12 protein-coding genes are annotated in these 15,862 nt (G+C 62.2%); 1 reads left to right on the forward strand and 11 read right to left on the reverse strand.

Annotation, left to right across the window (positions count from 1 at the left end; all coding sequences use genetic code 11):
• Nucleotides 1-10: 10 nt before the first annotated feature.
• Nucleotides 11-946 carry a p-hydroxybenzoic acid efflux pump subunit AaeA gene (gene aaeA / locus EIEH_RS10490; protein WP_015872689.1) on the reverse strand — a complete coding sequence of 312 codons (936 nt, stop codon included), beginning with the start codon at nt 944-946 and terminating at the stop codon, nt 11-13.
• Between the two features lie 10 nt (nt 947-956).
• Nucleotides 957-1,160, reverse strand: a complete 204-nt coding sequence (gene aaeX, locus EIEH_RS10495; RefSeq protein WP_012849940.1) for a p-hydroxybenzoic acid efflux pump operon protein AaeX — start codon at nt 1,158-1,160, stop codon at nt 957-959.
• 308 nt (nt 1,161-1,468) lie between these two features.
• On the opposite strand from aaeX, the gene aaeR reads away from it, so the two are divergent.
• Nucleotides 1,469-2,389: an HTH-type transcriptional activator AaeR gene (aaeR, locus tag EIEH_RS10500; protein ID WP_015872690.1), complete on the forward strand. Its 921-nt coding sequence runs from the start codon at nt 1,469-1,471 to the stop codon at nt 2,387-2,389.
• A 54-nt stretch (nt 2,390-2,443) separates the two neighbouring features.
• Here the strand turns inward: aaeR and tldD are convergent, their stop codons facing one another.
• The 9 genes from tldD to csrD all read right to left on the reverse strand — a co-directional run bounded on the left by tldD (nt 2,444) and on the right by csrD (nt 15,789).
• Nucleotides 2,444-3,889: a metalloprotease TldD gene (gene tldD, locus EIEH_RS10505; RefSeq protein WP_015872691.1), complete on the reverse strand. Its 1,446-nt coding sequence runs from the start codon at nt 3,887-3,889 to the stop codon at nt 2,444-2,446.
• Nucleotides 3,890-3,896: 7 nt separating this feature from the next.
• Nucleotides 3,897-4,739 carry a deaminated glutathione amidase gene (nit1, locus tag EIEH_RS10510; protein ID WP_015872692.1) on the reverse strand — a complete coding sequence of 281 codons (843 nt, stop codon included), beginning with the start codon at nt 4,737-4,739 and terminating at the stop codon, nt 3,897-3,899.
• Nucleotides 4,736-8,521 (reverse strand): AsmA2 domain-containing protein YhdP, encoded by a 3,786-nt coding sequence (yhdP, locus tag EIEH_RS10515; protein WP_015872693.1) that lies wholly within the window; start codon nt 8,519-8,521, stop codon nt 4,736-4,738. Before yhdP ends, nit1 begins: the two co-directional genes overlap by 4 nt.
• 62 nt (nt 8,522-8,583) lie before the next feature.
• Nucleotides 8,584-10,053 (reverse strand): ribonuclease G, encoded by a 1,470-nt coding sequence (gene rng / locus EIEH_RS10520; RefSeq protein WP_015872694.1) that lies wholly within the window; start codon nt 10,051-10,053, stop codon nt 8,584-8,586.
• On the reverse strand, nt 10,043-10,636 hold the full coding sequence (locus tag EIEH_RS10525; protein ID WP_015872695.1) for a Maf family protein: 594 nt from the start codon (nt 10,634-10,636) through the stop codon (nt 10,043-10,045). Before EIEH_RS10525 ends, rng begins: the two co-directional genes overlap by 11 nt.
• A gap of 40 nt (nt 10,637-10,676) precedes the next feature.
• A complete protein-coding gene (gene mreD / locus EIEH_RS10530; RefSeq protein ID WP_015872696.1) occupies nt 10,677-11,165 on the reverse strand; it encodes a rod shape-determining protein MreD in 489 nt (162 codons plus the stop codon).
• Nucleotides 11,165-12,223: a rod shape-determining protein MreC gene (gene mreC, locus EIEH_RS10535; RefSeq protein WP_015872697.1), complete on the reverse strand. Its 1,059-nt coding sequence runs from the start codon at nt 12,221-12,223 to the stop codon at nt 11,165-11,167. Before mreC ends, mreD begins: the two co-directional genes overlap by 1 nt.
• 155 nt (nt 12,224-12,378) lie before the next feature.
• Nucleotides 12,379-13,422 (reverse strand): rod shape-determining protein MreB, encoded by a 1,044-nt coding sequence (gene mreB, locus EIEH_RS10540; RefSeq protein ID WP_015872698.1) that lies wholly within the window; start codon nt 13,420-13,422, stop codon nt 12,379-12,381.
• A gap of 474 nt (nt 13,423-13,896) precedes the next feature.
• Nucleotides 13,897-15,789 (reverse strand): RNase E specificity factor CsrD, encoded by a 1,893-nt coding sequence (csrD, locus tag EIEH_RS10545; RefSeq protein ID WP_015872699.1) that lies wholly within the window; start codon nt 15,787-15,789, stop codon nt 13,897-13,899.
• Nucleotides 15,790-15,862 lie beyond the last annotated feature (73 nt).

Genomic DNA, 15,862 nt, shown 5'->3' on the forward strand with positions numbered 1-15,862 from the left:
AGCCCCCGACTCAGCCCAACTCACGCAGACGTTGCAGCAGACGCCGGTACGGCGCCGGGCGCGCGGCCTGCGCCTCACCGCCGGTGCCGATCACTACCGTCGCCGTGGTACCCGCCGGATAGGGATGCGCCTGGGTCGCCGCATCCAGGCGAATACGCACCGGCACCCGCTGCGCCAGACGTACCCACTCCAGATTGGAGTCCACCGTCGCCAACCCTTTACGCCCCGGCGTCGCGCTGCCGTCGTTGACCCCGGCGGAGATACTGTCCACCGTACCGTGCAGAATGCGATCGCTGCCCAGCGGCGTGATCTGCACCGGTGAGCCGCGGCGGACTCCCGTCAGCTTGGTCTCCTCCATATAGGCCTGCACGTAAAAGCTGTTCTGCTTAATCAGCGCCACGGCGTTAACCCCGCGGTTGATAAACTCGCCGCCGTGAACCTGCAGGTTGGTCACCCAGCCGCTGGCCGGTGCCCGCACCACCGTGCGCTCCAGATCCAGCTGCGCCAGGGTCAGGGTCGCCTGGGCTCTGGCCAACTGTTGCTCGGCCGCCGCCAGCGCGCTGTAGGCGAGATCGATGCTCTCCTGAGCGACGAGACGTCCGCCCAGATCGGCCCGGCGCTGCGACTCTCGCCGTTTCTCCGTCACCAGCGCCTGATAGTAGCGCTCGTCCGCCTCGGCCTGCGCCAACGCCGCGCGGTAGCGCTGCGGATCGATGCGGAACAGCACCGCCCCCTGCGCCACCCGCTGGTTATCTTGTACCTGCACGCTTTCCACCAGCCCACTGACGTCGGGGGCGATGGCCACCACGTCGGCGCTGAAACGCGCATCCCGCGTCCAGGGAGAGGCGGTATAGAACACCCAGGCCTTGGAGACCGCCAGTACGGCCAGCGCCAGTAAGGCCAGCGTAACGGTCGCCCGCGTCATGCGTCCAATCCAACGCTTCACAGAACCCCCTTCAGATAAAAAGCCAGCTCACCAAATAAAAAAGACACCCGTACAGCGCGCAGTTAAACAGCGCGGGATGCCAAATCATGTCGTACAGCCCGCTGGGCTGCAGCAGACGCCGCAACAGCCAGAACAGGGGCAAAGCCGCCAGCAGCGCAAAAAAGGCCGGCGGGAAAGAGAGGCCAAACAGCACCATCACGGGCAGCGTTCCCATGGCAAAATCCTTACTCAACGACGCATGCCCGCACGCGGCTGATGACGAAGTGCGACGGACAGAGAAAAAAGGGGTGGAGGTTACGCGATGTACGCCGCAGGCGCCGGGCGGAACAGATGCGTCCCGACATCGGCGACGCGGGAGCATGTTAGCCTAATGCGCCGTGGGGATATATAATCTGTGACGCAAATCACTTTTTACTATAAATAAACAATCATCGGTGATTATCTATTATTGACAGAGAAAAACGAACATAAAACATACAAATGGTTTTAAATGCGGCTACCACCATTAAGACAGGATTAAAAATGGAGCGATTAAAGCGTATGGCCATCTTCGCCCGGGTGGTCGAATGCGGCTCATTTACCGGCGCCGCAGCGCAGCTGGCGATGAGCGTATCATCCATCAGCCAGACCATTACCAAGCTGGAGCAATCTCTGCAGATCAGGCTGCTCAACCGCAGTACCCGCCGCATCAGCCTGACCGAGGCCGGACGCATCTATTATCAGGGCTGCCGTAAGATGCTGCAGGAGGCCCAGGAGGTGCACGAACAGCTGTATGCCTACAACAATACTCCCAGCGGAACCCTGCGCATCGGTTGCTCGGCCACCATGGCGCAAAACGTTCTGGCACCGATCAGCGCCAGGATGCTGGCCGAATACCCCGGACTGTCGGTCAATCTGGTCACCGGCGTCCCGGCGCCCGATCTGATCGCCGACGGGCTGGATCTGGTGGTCCGCGCCGGCGATCTACAGGACTCACGCCTGTTCTGCCGCTCCCTGGGCGCCATGCCCATGGTGATCTGCGCCGCCAAATGCTATCTGCAGCGGCACGGAACTCCGGAGAACCCCGCCGAGCTGGGCAGCTATAGCTGGCTCAACTTTAGCGGCCAGCCCGCCCCCGAACTCACGCTGACCGCCCCGGAGGGGGAGTCGCTACGGCTGATGCCCAGCGGACGTTTCCATACCAATGATGCCCAGACCCTGCTGAGCTGGCTGAATGCCGGGGCCGGGATCACCTATCTGCCACTGATGTGGGTGATCGATGCGGTGCGGCGTAAAGAGGTCGAGATCCTGTTTCCCCAGTACCAGTCCCCCCCGCGCCCGGTATATGCGCTATACGCCCAGAAAGCGCACCTGCCCATCAAGCTGCGTCTCTGCCTGGAGTACCTGAGCGACTACTTTGCCCAGATGGCGGATACCTTCCGCGATACCCGCCAGGAGAAATAGCGCGGGCCGGCAAAGGCCGGCCCGCGGGAGATACCGTGGCGAATCGCGCCGAACTCAGGCGGTGCCGCCGACGGTCATCGCATCCAGCCTCAGCGTCGGCTGGCCGACGCCGACCGGCACGCTCTGCCCCTCTTTGCCGCAGACCCCGACCCCCTTATCCAGCGCCAGATCGTTGCCCACCATCGAGATCTGCTGCATCGCCTCAATGCCGGAGCCGATCAGGGTCGCCCCCTTCACCGGATGGGTGATCCGTCCCTTCTCGATCAGATAGGCTTCAGAGGTGGAGAAGACAAACTTACCTGAGGTGATATCGACCTGACCACCGGCGAAGTTAGGGGCATACAACCCATACTCCACGCTCTCGATAATCGCCTGCGGCGTGCTCTCCCCGGCCAGCATATAGGTGTTGGTCATCCGCGGCATCGGCAGGTGGGCATAGGATTCGCGGCGGCCGTTGCCGGTCGGCGCCATCCCCATCAGGCGGGCGTTGAGCTTATCCTGCATATAGCCACGCAGCACCCCGTTCTCAATCAGTACGTTGTACTGGCCGGGTACCCCTTCGTCATCCACCGCCAGCGAACCGCGCCGCCCCTCCAGCGTACCATCGTCCACCACGGTACACAGCGGCGAGGCCACCTGCTGGCCCAGCTGACCGCTGAACACAGAGGTGCCGCGCCGGTTAAAGTCCCCCTCCAGCCCGTGGCCGACCGCCTCGTGCAGCAACACACCCGGCCAGCCGGCGCCGAGTACCACCGGCATGGTACCGGCCGGTGCCGCCTTGGCGTGCAGGTTGACCAGCGCCATGCGTACCGCCTCGCGCGCATAGGCATCGGCACACACCTCGCCGTCGTGGGGGGTCAGGAAGCAATCATAGCCAAAGCGGCCGCCGCCACCGCAGCTGCCGCGCTCGCGTCGGCCATCCTGCTCCACCAGCACGCTGACGGAGAGGCGCACCAACGGCCGTACGTCCGCCGCCAGCGTACCGTCGCTGGCGGCCACCAGCACCAGCTCATACACCCCGGTCAGGCTGGCATTCACCTCCTGAACCCGGGCATCGGCCGCCCGCGCCACCCGATCGACCTGCGCCAGCAACGCGATCTTCTCCTCGCGTGGCAGGCTATCGAGCGGGGAGTGCGTGCCGTAGCGGGAGACCGCCTTGAGCCCTCCCAGGGTGTGCGATCGCCCATCGCCCTGCTCGCGCACGATGCTGCGCGCGGCGTGGGCGCTCTGGGTCAGCGCCTGCAGGGTTATCTGATCGGCATAGGCGAACCCGGTCTTTTCACCGTGGATGGCCCGCACCCCCACCCCCTGATCGATATGGTAAGAGCCCTCTTTAATGATGCGATCTTCCAATACCCAGGATTCGTGTACGCTGGACTGGAAATAGAGATCGGCATAGTCCAGGCGCCGTGCATTCAACTGCCCCAAGACATTATATAAATCCTGATGATTCAGATTGTTGGCAGCCAGTAACTGCTCACTGACAAACGTCAGACTCATGGTGTATTTACCCTTGGTGAAGATGGATCAGCTCAGGCTGGAATCGGTTGTGCTGTGCCAGTGGCATCTGATCGCGCAGCACGCTCAGTGAGTTGGTATTCACGTTAATCTTTATCGGCCGTACAGCGTCGGTGTTCTGCTGCAGCACGCGGCCCCAGCCGTCCACTGCCATGCTGTGGCCCCAGGTGCGCCGGGTATCTCCGTGGCTGCCGACCTGGGCCGACGCCAGAATATAGCACTGGTTTTCTATCGCCCGGGCGCGCAGCAGCACCTCCCAATGCGCCTCCCCCGTCACCCGGGTAAAAGCAGCCGGTACCGAGATAATCTCCGCCCCCTGCGCGCGCAGCGCCTGGAACAGGCCGGGAAAGCGCAGATCGTAGCAAATGGTCATCCCCAGGCGGCCAACCGGCGTATCCACCACCGTCACCATTTCACCGTGACGGTAAACGTCAGACTCGCGGTAACGGCCGTGCGCGTCACGCACCTCGACGTCGAACATGTGCAGCTTATCGTAGCGGGCGCGCAGCGTGCCGCCGTCGTCAAACAGCAGACTGCTGGAGGTAATGCCACCGACATCCTCGCGGCTGTACAGCGGCATTGAGCCGACCAACAGCCACACCCCGTAGCGACGTGCCAGAGAGCACACCGCCGCCTGAAGCGGACCGTCACCCTCCCGCTCAGCGTGCTGGCGGTACCCCGCGGCGTCGCTGAACAGCAGCGCATTCTCCGGGGTCAACGCCAGCCTGATATTGCCGTTGAGTTGCTTCAACTGCTGCTCAATCTGTGCCAGGTTGGCGCGGCTGTTTTCGCCGCTGCACAGTTGCAGTAAGGCGACGTTGGCATTCCTCATTGTGCCTTCTCCTTCTTCGGCTGACGTAACACTTCATGGATCGTCGGGCTGTCGAGCCCACCGCTTATGTTGTAGCGTATCAGCGATATTTTATTCCACAATGGCGCCAGCACTTTTGACGCGGCAAAGACCGCGGCCCCCACCACCGGATTAACGGCAAAGGCGGTGGCCACGCCGACCGTCGCCGACAGCTCCGGTGCGATCACCGCCTGCATATCGATCCGCTGGGTCACCAGGTTCACCGTGCCGTCCATCGCCACGTCCGCAGAGAGGCCATCGATCAGCAGATTGTCCGTCGACATCACCCCGTTATGCAGGGCGATATGTCCCTTGATGCCATCGAAGTAAAAACCTTCGCCGAAGGTGTCTCTAAAGTCCAGACGCAGCTTGCGCAGCAGGGCATCAAAGCTTACCAACCGCAGTAGCTGGCCAGCGCGGCCGGTATCCATGCTCTCAAGCACCCCCTTGCCCAGGCGTACCCGCAGCGTGCCATCCAGCGTCTCTATGTGCGGCTGCCAGGGTTCCCCCTGCCAGCGGAGATCGTAGTCGCCCTTAAAGGCGGACTGCTTCAGCGGCAGGGTCAGGCCAAAAAAGTCCGCGCTGTCCGTCAGGTTCGCGCCCTGCAGTACCCCGCTGATCTGCGTCCGGCTAATGCCGTCCTGTTGCTGCCAGCGGCCACTCAGCGTCAGGCGGGTGTTACCGCTGTCCAGCAGGCCATCCGTCAGCTGCAGGGTATCCCCCTCCACCCGCATATCGGCGGCCACTTTCCCCAGATTTTGCCCCATAAACCAGCACGACTTACAGCGCAGCTGCATGGTCGGCCAGCGACGAAACAGGGGCGGCTGACCGGTGAGCGGCCGGGCGATGGGCTCCGCCGCGCTCCCCTGTGTCACCGGCTGGGGAGCGTAGTAGAGAAAGTCCAGCGCGGCGCTCAGCGTCCCGGCGCCCAGACGCGCGGTACCGCGGATTTCTCGGCCATTGGCGCGCAGATGCGTCGTCTCCCCCTGTCGCGTCAGCGCCAGGCTCAGCTGGTGCCAGGCCTGGCCACCCAACAGCAGACGCGGCGTAGAAAGGGCTATCTGCGTCGGCAGGCGCAGCACGCTGCGGCTGTCCAGCTGCGGCGACAGCGGCGCCGCCAGCAGGGCCAGCCACCCGGCACCGTCCAGCGGCGGCAGGCGCAGCGTGACCTGGCCGGGCTGTGTCTGCGGCGCAGCGCTGCTCTGACTGTCCCAGCTCAGACTGTCCAGCACCACGCCGCGTGGGGCGAGCGCCACGTTCGCGGCAAAATGGCTATCGTGGCCCAGGCTGCCGCTGAGCGTAAAGCCCGCCATATCGCCGTCGGCGTTAACCTTCAGCCGCTGGGCCGCGCCGGCCGCTTTCGTCAGCGGCGCGGGCAGCGTGCTGGCCACCGCGCGCAGGTCGGCCTCGACGTTGACCTGATAGCGGCTGGCGCCGCGCTCAGGCAGATCGATCGTCACCTTACCCTGCCAGGGGGCGTTCCCCTGCAGACGCGTATCCATTCCCGGCGGCAGCCACGGCAGACGGGACGGCAGCCAGTCGCCGTTCAGATCGACTGCAACCTGATACCGTTCGGTCTGGGGAGCAGTGGCAAACTGCAGCGTCAGCGGCTGCCCCAGCCAGTGGGCGCTCAGCCGATCGCTCTGCAGGCGGCCATCGTCGAAGCGAAACGCGCCGCTGACCCCCTGCATCTGGCTGTCTATGGGCTTGATAAAAAGTGAGTTATTGTCCAGGCGTACCTCTCCGCGGGCGCGGGTATCGCCGCCGTCAAGCGGGATATCCAGATCCAGGCGGCCGGTTACGTCACCGCCCACCTGCAGCTCATCCAGCGTTGCACCTACCGAGTTTTTCAACGGCGACCGCATGAAGTAGTCGCGCACCGCCTTGCCGCTGCCAGCTACCCCGGCGCGGATCAGCAGACGCTCAGCACCATACCGCGGTATGTCGGCGTAAATATTGCTTCCGCGCGCCGCCCCCAGATGGGCTGACGGCGCAAACATCCACAGCCCGTCGTTAAGAAAATTGAGGTCGATGGACAGATCGGTCAGGGGAGCCCAGTCCGGCTGAAAGCGGAAGGTGGCCTGGCGCAGCGGCACATAGACCTGGAACTGACCGTCGTGATGCAGATAGGGGAACTGCTGCGGATCGCCGTCATACAGCAGCGTGGCGTTCTCCACCGCCCCCCCCTCCAGCGCCCCGCTCAGGTAGTCCGTCAGCGCCGTTCCCATCAGCGGCTCGGGGAAGTAGCGCCAGGCTTCGCGGGCGTCCGTCAGGCGAATACCGGCCAGAATACTGAGCAGCGCCGACCCCGTCGTCGGCTGATGGTAGCGGAAGCCCCCGTGGCTCCACAGGGCACGTGCCTGCACATCCATATCTTGCCCGCTCAGCGTCCACCCCTGACCATCACGGGTAAAGCTGACCGTGCCGCTGGCGCGCTGCACCGACAGCGGTACCCGGAACATCGCGGCATAGGGCAGGGTGCTCTCTTGCAGCTTAAAGCGCAGCCGGGCATCCTGCCCGCTGCCGCTCAGGGAGCCGCTGAAGCGATCGATGCCGGGCAGCCGCTTCCAGGGCTGCCAGCTGACGCCGTGCCAATCAGCCAGCACCCGGCTGCGCCCGGGCTGCTGCAGCGGAATATCGATGCCCACCCGGCTGATGTATCCCTGCGGCTGCAGACGCTGCAGTGGCTCCACCAGCGCCGGTGACAGAAAGCTGAAGGCCGGCAGCAGCGGTGTAATACGCGCCAGCTGCAGATCGGTGGCCCGCAGCCGCAGCTCCTCATCCTGCGTCGTTCCCTGTTGAGGCAGATAGAGCAGGCTCAGATGCCCCGCGGGCCACGGCTGCCCGTCCGTCGCCAGGTTGAGTCTGGGGACATCCAGCTGCCAGCCGCCGTCGCGACGCGTCGCCTGGAGCGTCAGATCGTTCACCGTCAGCCGGTGCGGCCGATCGTCTGCACGCCATCCCGCCTGGCCATCACGCAGGCGGATCAGCGCCCCCGCCAGCTCGCCGTCACGGACGCTGAGCCAGGAGGCCAGGCTAAAATCGGCCGCGTTCAGTCCGGTATTGCGGTTGATCCAGCGGCTCAGCCAGGGTCGCAGATCGATTTGGTCCGCCTGCAGGTAGATCTCGCCGTCGCTGAGCAGGCCATTCTTATCGCGCAGATCCATGCGCAGCTGCAGATTTCCGTGCTGCCCCTGCGGGGTGGAGAAGCTGACCTCCCCTTCTGCGCGGTGACGCTCTGGGCCGTTGACCCAGGTCAGCTGGGAGACGGTCAGCTGCAGCGGAACGCCGGAGGGAGAGGGAAAGCGCAGGCGGCTGTCGCGCAGGGTAAAGTGGTCAAACTGGCGCAGGAAGATGTTGCTCAGCTCGTCGCGCTTCAGGCCGCCGTGGCCCTCTTCGCGCGCCAGTGGGCGATCGGTGCTGGCCTGCAGCTGATAGAACGTCAGATCGCGAAACTGCGGACGCGCGTGCAGCAGTGACTGCCAGACGTCCAGTCCCAGCGTCATACGCCGTACCTGCAGCAGCCCCTGCTCTCCCCGCAGAGCGATGTCGCGCGCCTCCAGCATGGGGCCAAAAGCGTGCCAGCTGGCGCTCAGCTCGCCGATGGTCAGCGGCGCACCGATAAACTGGCCGAGGCGTGCGGCGATCTGCGGGCGTACGCTGTCAATATGCGGCAGCAGTAAACGCAGCCCGCTCACCAGCAAAGCGACCAGTACGATCAGGGTCGCCAGCGTTGCCAGCAGGTAACCGGACAGTCGCCTCACGCCGTTCTCCTATCGTTCAAACCTAACCCAGCGGATCGATCCCGTCCCCGGCGTCAACGCCGTTACATCATCACCACGTCGAACTGCTCCTGACTGTAGAGCGGCTCAATCTGTACTTTAACCTGTTTGCCGACAAACAACTCGACCTCCGCCAGTGCGTGGGACTCTTCGCTCTTCAGCGCCTCACCCACCGCCGGAGAGGCATACACCAGAAAGCGATCGCTGTCATAGGCATGGTGCACCCGCACGATCTCACGCAGCACCTCATAGCAGACCGTCTCCACGGTTTTTACCGTGCCGCGGCCGTGGCAGGTAGGACACTCACCGCACAGTACGTGCTCGATGCTCTCACGGGTACGCTTACGGGTCATCTCTACCAAGCCTAGCTGCGAAAAGCCATTGATGCTGGTTTTCGCCCGATCCTTGCCGAGAGCCTGATCCAGCGAGTGCAGCACCCGCCGCCGGTGATCCTCGCAGCTCATGTCGATAAAGTCGATGATGATGATGCCGCCCAGGTTGCGCAGACGCAGCTGGCGGGCAATGGCCTGGGTCGCCTCTACGTTGGTATTGAAGATGGTCTCATCCAGGTTGCGATGGCCGACGAAGGCGCCGGTGTTAATGTCGATGGTGGTCATCGCCTCGGTCTGATCGATGATCAGATAGCCGCCCGACTTCAGCTCCACCCGGCGCTCCAGCGCCCGCTGGATCTCATTCTCCACATCGTACATGTCAAAGATCGGCTGCTTACCGCTGTATAGCTCCAGGCAGTGGGTCATCTCCGGCATATATTCGCGGGTGAAATCCTGCAGCAGATCGTAGGTCAGGCGCGAGTCCACCCGGATGCGATTCAGCGGGGCACCGGCAAAGTCGCGCAACACCCGCGGCGCCAGCGCCAGCTCACCGTACAGCATACACTTGGTCTTATTGCGACGCTTACGCTCCATCACCTTGATCCACAGACGCTTGAGAAAGGCAGCATCCTGCGCCAGCTCCTCATCATCGATCCCCTCCGCCGCCGTGCGGATAATAAAGCCGCCCAGCGCATCGCAGTGCGGGGCGACGATCGCCTTCAGGCGCTCACGCTCTGCCTCGCTGTCGATGCGCTGCGATACCCCGACATGGCTGGCACCCGGCATGAATACCAGATAGCGCGACGGCAAGGTAATATCGGTGGTCAGCCGCGCCCCCTTGGTGCCCAGCGGATCCTTTACCACCTGCACCATCAGATCCTGCCCCTGACGCACCAGCTCGGCGATATCACGCACGTGAAAGTTCTTCTGCTCATCACCGGCAACGCATTCAGTGTGCGGCATAATGTCGGAGGCGTGCAGAAACGCCGCCTTCTCCAGACCAATATCTACAAAGGCCGCCTGCATTCCAGGCAGAACCCGGCTCACGCGCCCTTTGTATATATTGCCAACGATGCCCCGCTTGGACTCCCGCTCAATATGGATCTCCTGCAGGATACCACCATCGATATAAGCTACGCGCGTTTCCGATGGGGTAATGTTAACCAACAGTTCAGTTGTCATGATCTCTCCTCTCATCCCTTAACGCCATAAAGCGTGCCAGCAGCTCGCGGGTCTCCGCCAGCGGCAGTCCCATCACCGCATGATAACTGCCGTTGATCGCGCGGACGAAACAGCCCCCCTGACCCTGAATGCCGTAGGCACCGGCCTTATCCAGCGGCTCGCCGCTGGCCACATAGTCGGCGATCTGCGCCTCGCTCAGGGTACAGAAGGTCACGTCGGTCACCACATGGCAGCTGAGGCAGTCCCGCCGATCGGCCAGAGTCAGCGCCGTGATCACCTGATGGCTGCGCCCGGACAGGCGCCGCAGCATCAATGCCGCCTGCGCCGGATCCTGCGGCTTTTCCAGCACGTCGCCGTCGAGCACCACGATGGTATCGGCCCCCAACACCGGACGATCCTGCGCCGCGGCAACCACGCCGGCCTGCGCCTTGTCGCGCGACAGGCGACAGACATACGCCAGCGGCGCCTCGTTTGGACGGCGCTGCTCCTCCACACTCAGCGTTAAACGCTCAAAGGGAATGGCCATCAGCGTCAGCAGTTCACGCCGACGCGGGGAGCCAGAGGCCAGATAGATTTCACACATACGCTTTCGATAACCCTGTATTCAGCACCGCCGCACACCGTCACTGCACGGCAAACTGGCGGCGGACCTTACGCATCAGCAGGAACAGCCACGGCCATAGCAACCCGTTCACTACACTACTCCAGAATACTTCAGGGCGGAATGCGGCGTTCGTTACCACAAACTCTCCCCAGAAAATCACGATGTCCATCGCCGCCGTCAGCGCCATGACCATCAGAGCCTGCTGCCACAGCGCCATATTGCGCAGCAGCTGAAACTTAAAGGCCACCAGATAGGCCAGCAGGCTAAAGGCCAGCGCGCGGATCCCCAGGGTTGACCCCAGGATCAGATCCCATCCCAGTCCCAGCAGAAAGCCGGTGCCGACGTTAACCCGGTGCGGCAGCGCCATGGTCCAGTAAATCAGAAACAGCGCCATCCAGTTAGGGCGAAACATGGCAATATCATCCGGCCAAGGCATAATCTGCAGGACATAGGCCAACAGGAAGAACAGCACGATAATCCAGCTTCCATGACTACGGTATCCCGACATCAGCGCACCTCCTGTTTATTGCCCTGCGGCGGTACCGTACCCGGCGCGGCGGTCAGCTTCGCGCCTCCCACCGCAGAGGCGGAGGGAGGCGTCGATGCAGACTCTGCATCCGATGCGGGAGGCGGCGCCGGCGGCCCCATCGCCGACGGCGGCGGCAGCACCTGCGGCATCATCTGCATCAGGCGCTCGTTGGCCACCCGCTGTACCGCATCCGGCGGCAACGGCGGGCTGCCGTCACGATCGCCGCTCCACAGCAGCAGCAGGTAACGCAGGCGCTGCAGACCGGCGGTCGGTCGCGCCTTGATCACCGTATAGGCACGCTGGTTATCCACCTTCACCGACGAGACAACCGCCACCGGGTAACCCTCTGGGAAACGACCGCCCAGACCGGAGGTCACCAGTACATCACCGACGCGAATATCGGTGTTTGCCGGCAGATGCTCCAGCTGCAGATCGTCACTGCAGCCATTACCGGCGGCCAGCACGCGGATATCGTTACGCAACACCTGAATCGGCAGTGCGTGGGAGGCGTTGCAGATCAGCAGCACCCGGCTGGTCGCTTTACCGACCGCCACCACCTGGCCAACCACTCCTTTATCGCTGATCACTGGCTGGCCGAAGTAAACGCCGCTGTTGCTGCCCTTATCGATCACCACCTGATCGCTGTAGGGATCGGGCAGCGTAGAGATGACCTGGGTCACCATCTTGTGTTCATCCTGACGCAACGGCGAACCCAACAGTTCGCGTAGGCGCGCGTTTTCCTGCTTCAATTGTCCCTGCAGCAGCAGATCGCTGTTTTTTAATAAGAGTTCTTGGCGAAGCGCCCGGTTTTCCAGCTCCAGCCGATCACGGGTGGCGAACGTATTGGAAAGGGTATCCAGGAACTGACGGGGACCGTTGGACAGATAATAGAACGGACTCACGGAGGTATCGAGGTAGGTGCGGAGCTGCTGAAACATACCCAGACGACTGTCAGCCACCACCAATCCTACCGCCGCCACCACCGCCAAAAAAAGTCGCAGTTGCAGGGAGGGGCCCCTGCTGAATATCGGCTTCATAAAATTGCGTTATCCTCGACGTCGAACCTGCGCCGCACGCAGACCCGCGCATGTAGCGATCGCGCGATACACGAACACCGGACAGGGAGATCTCCCCACCCGGTGTCAGGCATTCGTATCATCCCCGGCGGACGCCCGCGCCCGCCGCAGAGGGATTACTCTTCGCTGAACAGATCACCGCCATGCATGTCGATCATTTCCAACGCCTTGCCGCCGCCGCGCGCCACACAGGTCAGCGGGTCTTCGGCCACCACGACCGGGATCCCTGTCTCTTCCATCAGCAGACGGTCCAGGTTGCGCAGCAGCGCTCCACCGCCGGTCAGCACCATGCCGCGCTCGGAGATATCGGAGGCCAGCTCCGGCGGGCACTGCTCCAGTGCCACCATCACCGCGCTAACGATGCCGGTCAGCGGCTCCTGCAGCGCCTCCAGGATTTCATTGGAATTGAGGGTAAAGCCGCGCGGAACCCCTTCAGCCAGGTTACGCCCGCGCACTTCGATCTCACACACCTCATCGCCCGGGTAGGCGGAGCCGATCTCATGCTTGATACGTTCCGCGGTCGCCTCACCGATCAGTGAACCATAGTTACGGCGCACATAATTAATGATCGCTTCGTCAAAACGGTCACCGCCGATGCGAACGGAGGAGGAGTACACCACGCCGTTGAGGGAGATCACCGCCACTTCCGTGGTACCGCCGCCGATATCCACCACCATGGAGCCCGTCGCCTCGGAAACCGGCAGACCGGCACCGATCGCAGCCGCCATCGGCTCTTCGATCAGGAATACCTCGCGGGCACCGGCGCCCTGGGCAGATTCACGGATAGCACGGCGCTCAACCTGCGTGGCACCTACCGGCACACACACCAGCACGCGCGGACTCGGACGCATGAAGCTATTGCTGTGCACCTGCTTGATAAAGTGCTGCAGCATCTTCTCGGTGACAAAGAAGTCGGCGATCACGCCGTCTTTCATCGGGCGGATAGCGGCAATATTGCCCGGCGTACGGCCGAGCATCTGCTTCGCTTCATGCCCCACGGCGGCAACACTTTTCGGAGAACCGGCGCGGTCTTGGCGAATAGCGACCACGGAGGGCTCATTCAAAACAATGCCTTGTCCTTTTACATAAATCAGGGTATTGGCAGTACCCAGGTCGATGGACAAGTCATTGGAAAACATGCCACGAAATTTTTTAAACATAACTGAAGGATAATCCTGAAAGCTGGAGGCGAAAAATAAAATCCGCTTACTTTACCAACCACGCGGAACAGCGACAAGGCGCAAAAACATTCTGCTCCGGTGAAAAAGTACACCGCATTTACCATTCAACAGATTAGGGGGTGGTATTTATCATGACACCACGTTGGAACGCCGACGAAAACGGGGAAAGGCTATCCCGATGACACCAGCACGCCCTACATCGCCACGTTACCGCACCACGCATCCGTTACCGGCTGCAACACAGCGCATCAATAATTCAGATAACTCATATTTCAACGACACAGATATGGGGAAATCTGCACCGTTTTCCCGCACGTCGGGAGGACATTGACGACACGCACCGGGCAGCGCGTAAGCGCCCACCAACCGTAGAAGCACAGATTACACGTTATTCTACGTGAATTCTCCCTGACAAAAAGCGCAATTCATTATCCGTCACAATATTTTTTCCGACTAGAGAACCGGTCGTGATTTTGCAAAAAAATCCCCCTGACCACCGGCGATCCCTTTCTCCCTGAGAACCCGCCACTCCTCTTTGCTACGCACCCCAGTGGCGAAGACCTGTGCGACGGTACCCTCGCAAGCGCCAGTGATACTCTGAACAAACAGCTGGTTTTCGATACGCCGATCAATATTGCGCACCAGCGCCGGATGCAGTTTCACCAGCGCCACCTGCAGCTGCTTGATATAGGTGGTACTGACGATGCGCAGCCCGGCCTGAGAGACCACTATCTGGCACTCCAGCCCACGCAGCAGGCGCAGAATTGGACCCAGACGCGCCTGATGGGCGCAGACATCCGCCTCGCTCAGTTCGATCAGGATGCGCCGCCGCAGCAGGCGCTCACTCTGCAGCAGGGTGTCGCGCAGCCAGCGCTGAAAGCTACGCTGTAATAATGAGTCAACCGTCAGCGGAAAGGCCAGCCTTTGTCCCGGCAGACGGCGCAACAACGGAATAATCTGACTGACCATCTGGCGATCGAAGCGCTCCGCCAGCCCCAACTGTTGCACCAGCGGCATAAATTCAGCGCTGAGGATTGGCTGATTACCGTCATAAATATACGGCAGGATGTAATGGTGATGCACCCGCCCATCCACCGTTACCGCGGGCTTATGGAACAACCTCGCCCCGCCGCGCGCCAGGGTCTGCTCCAGCAGGGTACGCCAGCGCACGCTACCGCGCACCATCTCCGGCTGCGGCGTCTTATCGACAAACCATCCGTTGCCGCCCTGCAGGGTCGCGCTGCGCGCCGCCTGCTCGGCACGATCCATCACCGACTCCACCTGCTCGCCAGCGCGGTACAGAGTGATCCCGATATGCAACACCTCATCGGTGCTCACCCCCGGTGCCGAGGGAATAGCCGCCAGCGAAGCCAGCAGCTGAGCGGCAAAGCCCTCCGCCTCTTTCAGCGAACGATGCGGCAGCAGCACGGCAAAGTTATTCTGAAAATAGTGGGCCAACAGGCCTGAAGGGTAGCGCATGACATAGGTCGACAGCATATTGGTCAGCGCATAGCGAAACTCTTCGCGCTGGCGCCGTCCAGGCTGGCTGACCAGCGTCTCCAGATCCGGCAGACGCAGGATCATCACCACGCCGTGGGCTCCCTCATCCTCTAGCAGGGTGGTCAGTTGATTATCGAAAAACAGGCGGTTGTTCAACCCGGTGCGCGAGTCCTGTGCAGCAAAAGCGCGGATCAGCGAGTCGATACGGCTGCGCTCTTCGCACGCATCGGACAGCTCGGAGAGCAGGCAGTCGAGCGCGCTGCTGACGCTGGCGGGAAACTCGCCGACGCCGCCCACGCGCAGATCGCGATCGCCGGACAGAATACGGCGCGACCGGCGATCCAGCCGCTCGATCCCCAGGGTCTGTCTACGCAGCCAGCGATAGGCGATAAACAGCATGATCACCATAACGCCAATGGAAAGCGAGAGCGGGAACATGCGCTCCAGCGAGTGGCTATAGCTGTCCGTTGGTTCAATGTAGACCAGCTTCAGACGATAGCCCGGATGCTGCAGCAGCGGCGACTCAAAGCTACGCAGGTTATCGTCGGTGCGCCACGGGTTGTACAGCGCGGGCAGATGGTGGTAATAGACCTGGCTACCGTCATGATAAACCGACAGCTCGACGGCACCGGCCGATCGCATCATCACCGGAAGCCAACGCTTTACGCTGTCGCGGGACTCGGTCAACAGCTGTTGGTCGATCATCGCCGTCAGGATATTAAGCTGGATCTCTGCACGCTGATGGGTCTGGCTGTAAAAGCTATAGGTGCTGCCCAGCAGCATCAGAAACATCCCTAACACAACCAGTAAGGTAGTAAAGGCAAAGAATTTTGTTGTAATACGCATCCCTGACCCCACCCATTCCGTTAAGCGTCATCGCCGTGAAAAAAAGACGCCCTCTGCGTGCGCCGCCTGGGGA

The organism is Edwardsiella ictaluri ATCC 33202 (assembly GCF_000264785.1).
In the GTDB taxonomy this organism is placed as follows: Bacteria; Pseudomonadota; Gammaproteobacteria; order Enterobacterales; family Enterobacteriaceae; genus Edwardsiella; species Edwardsiella ictaluri.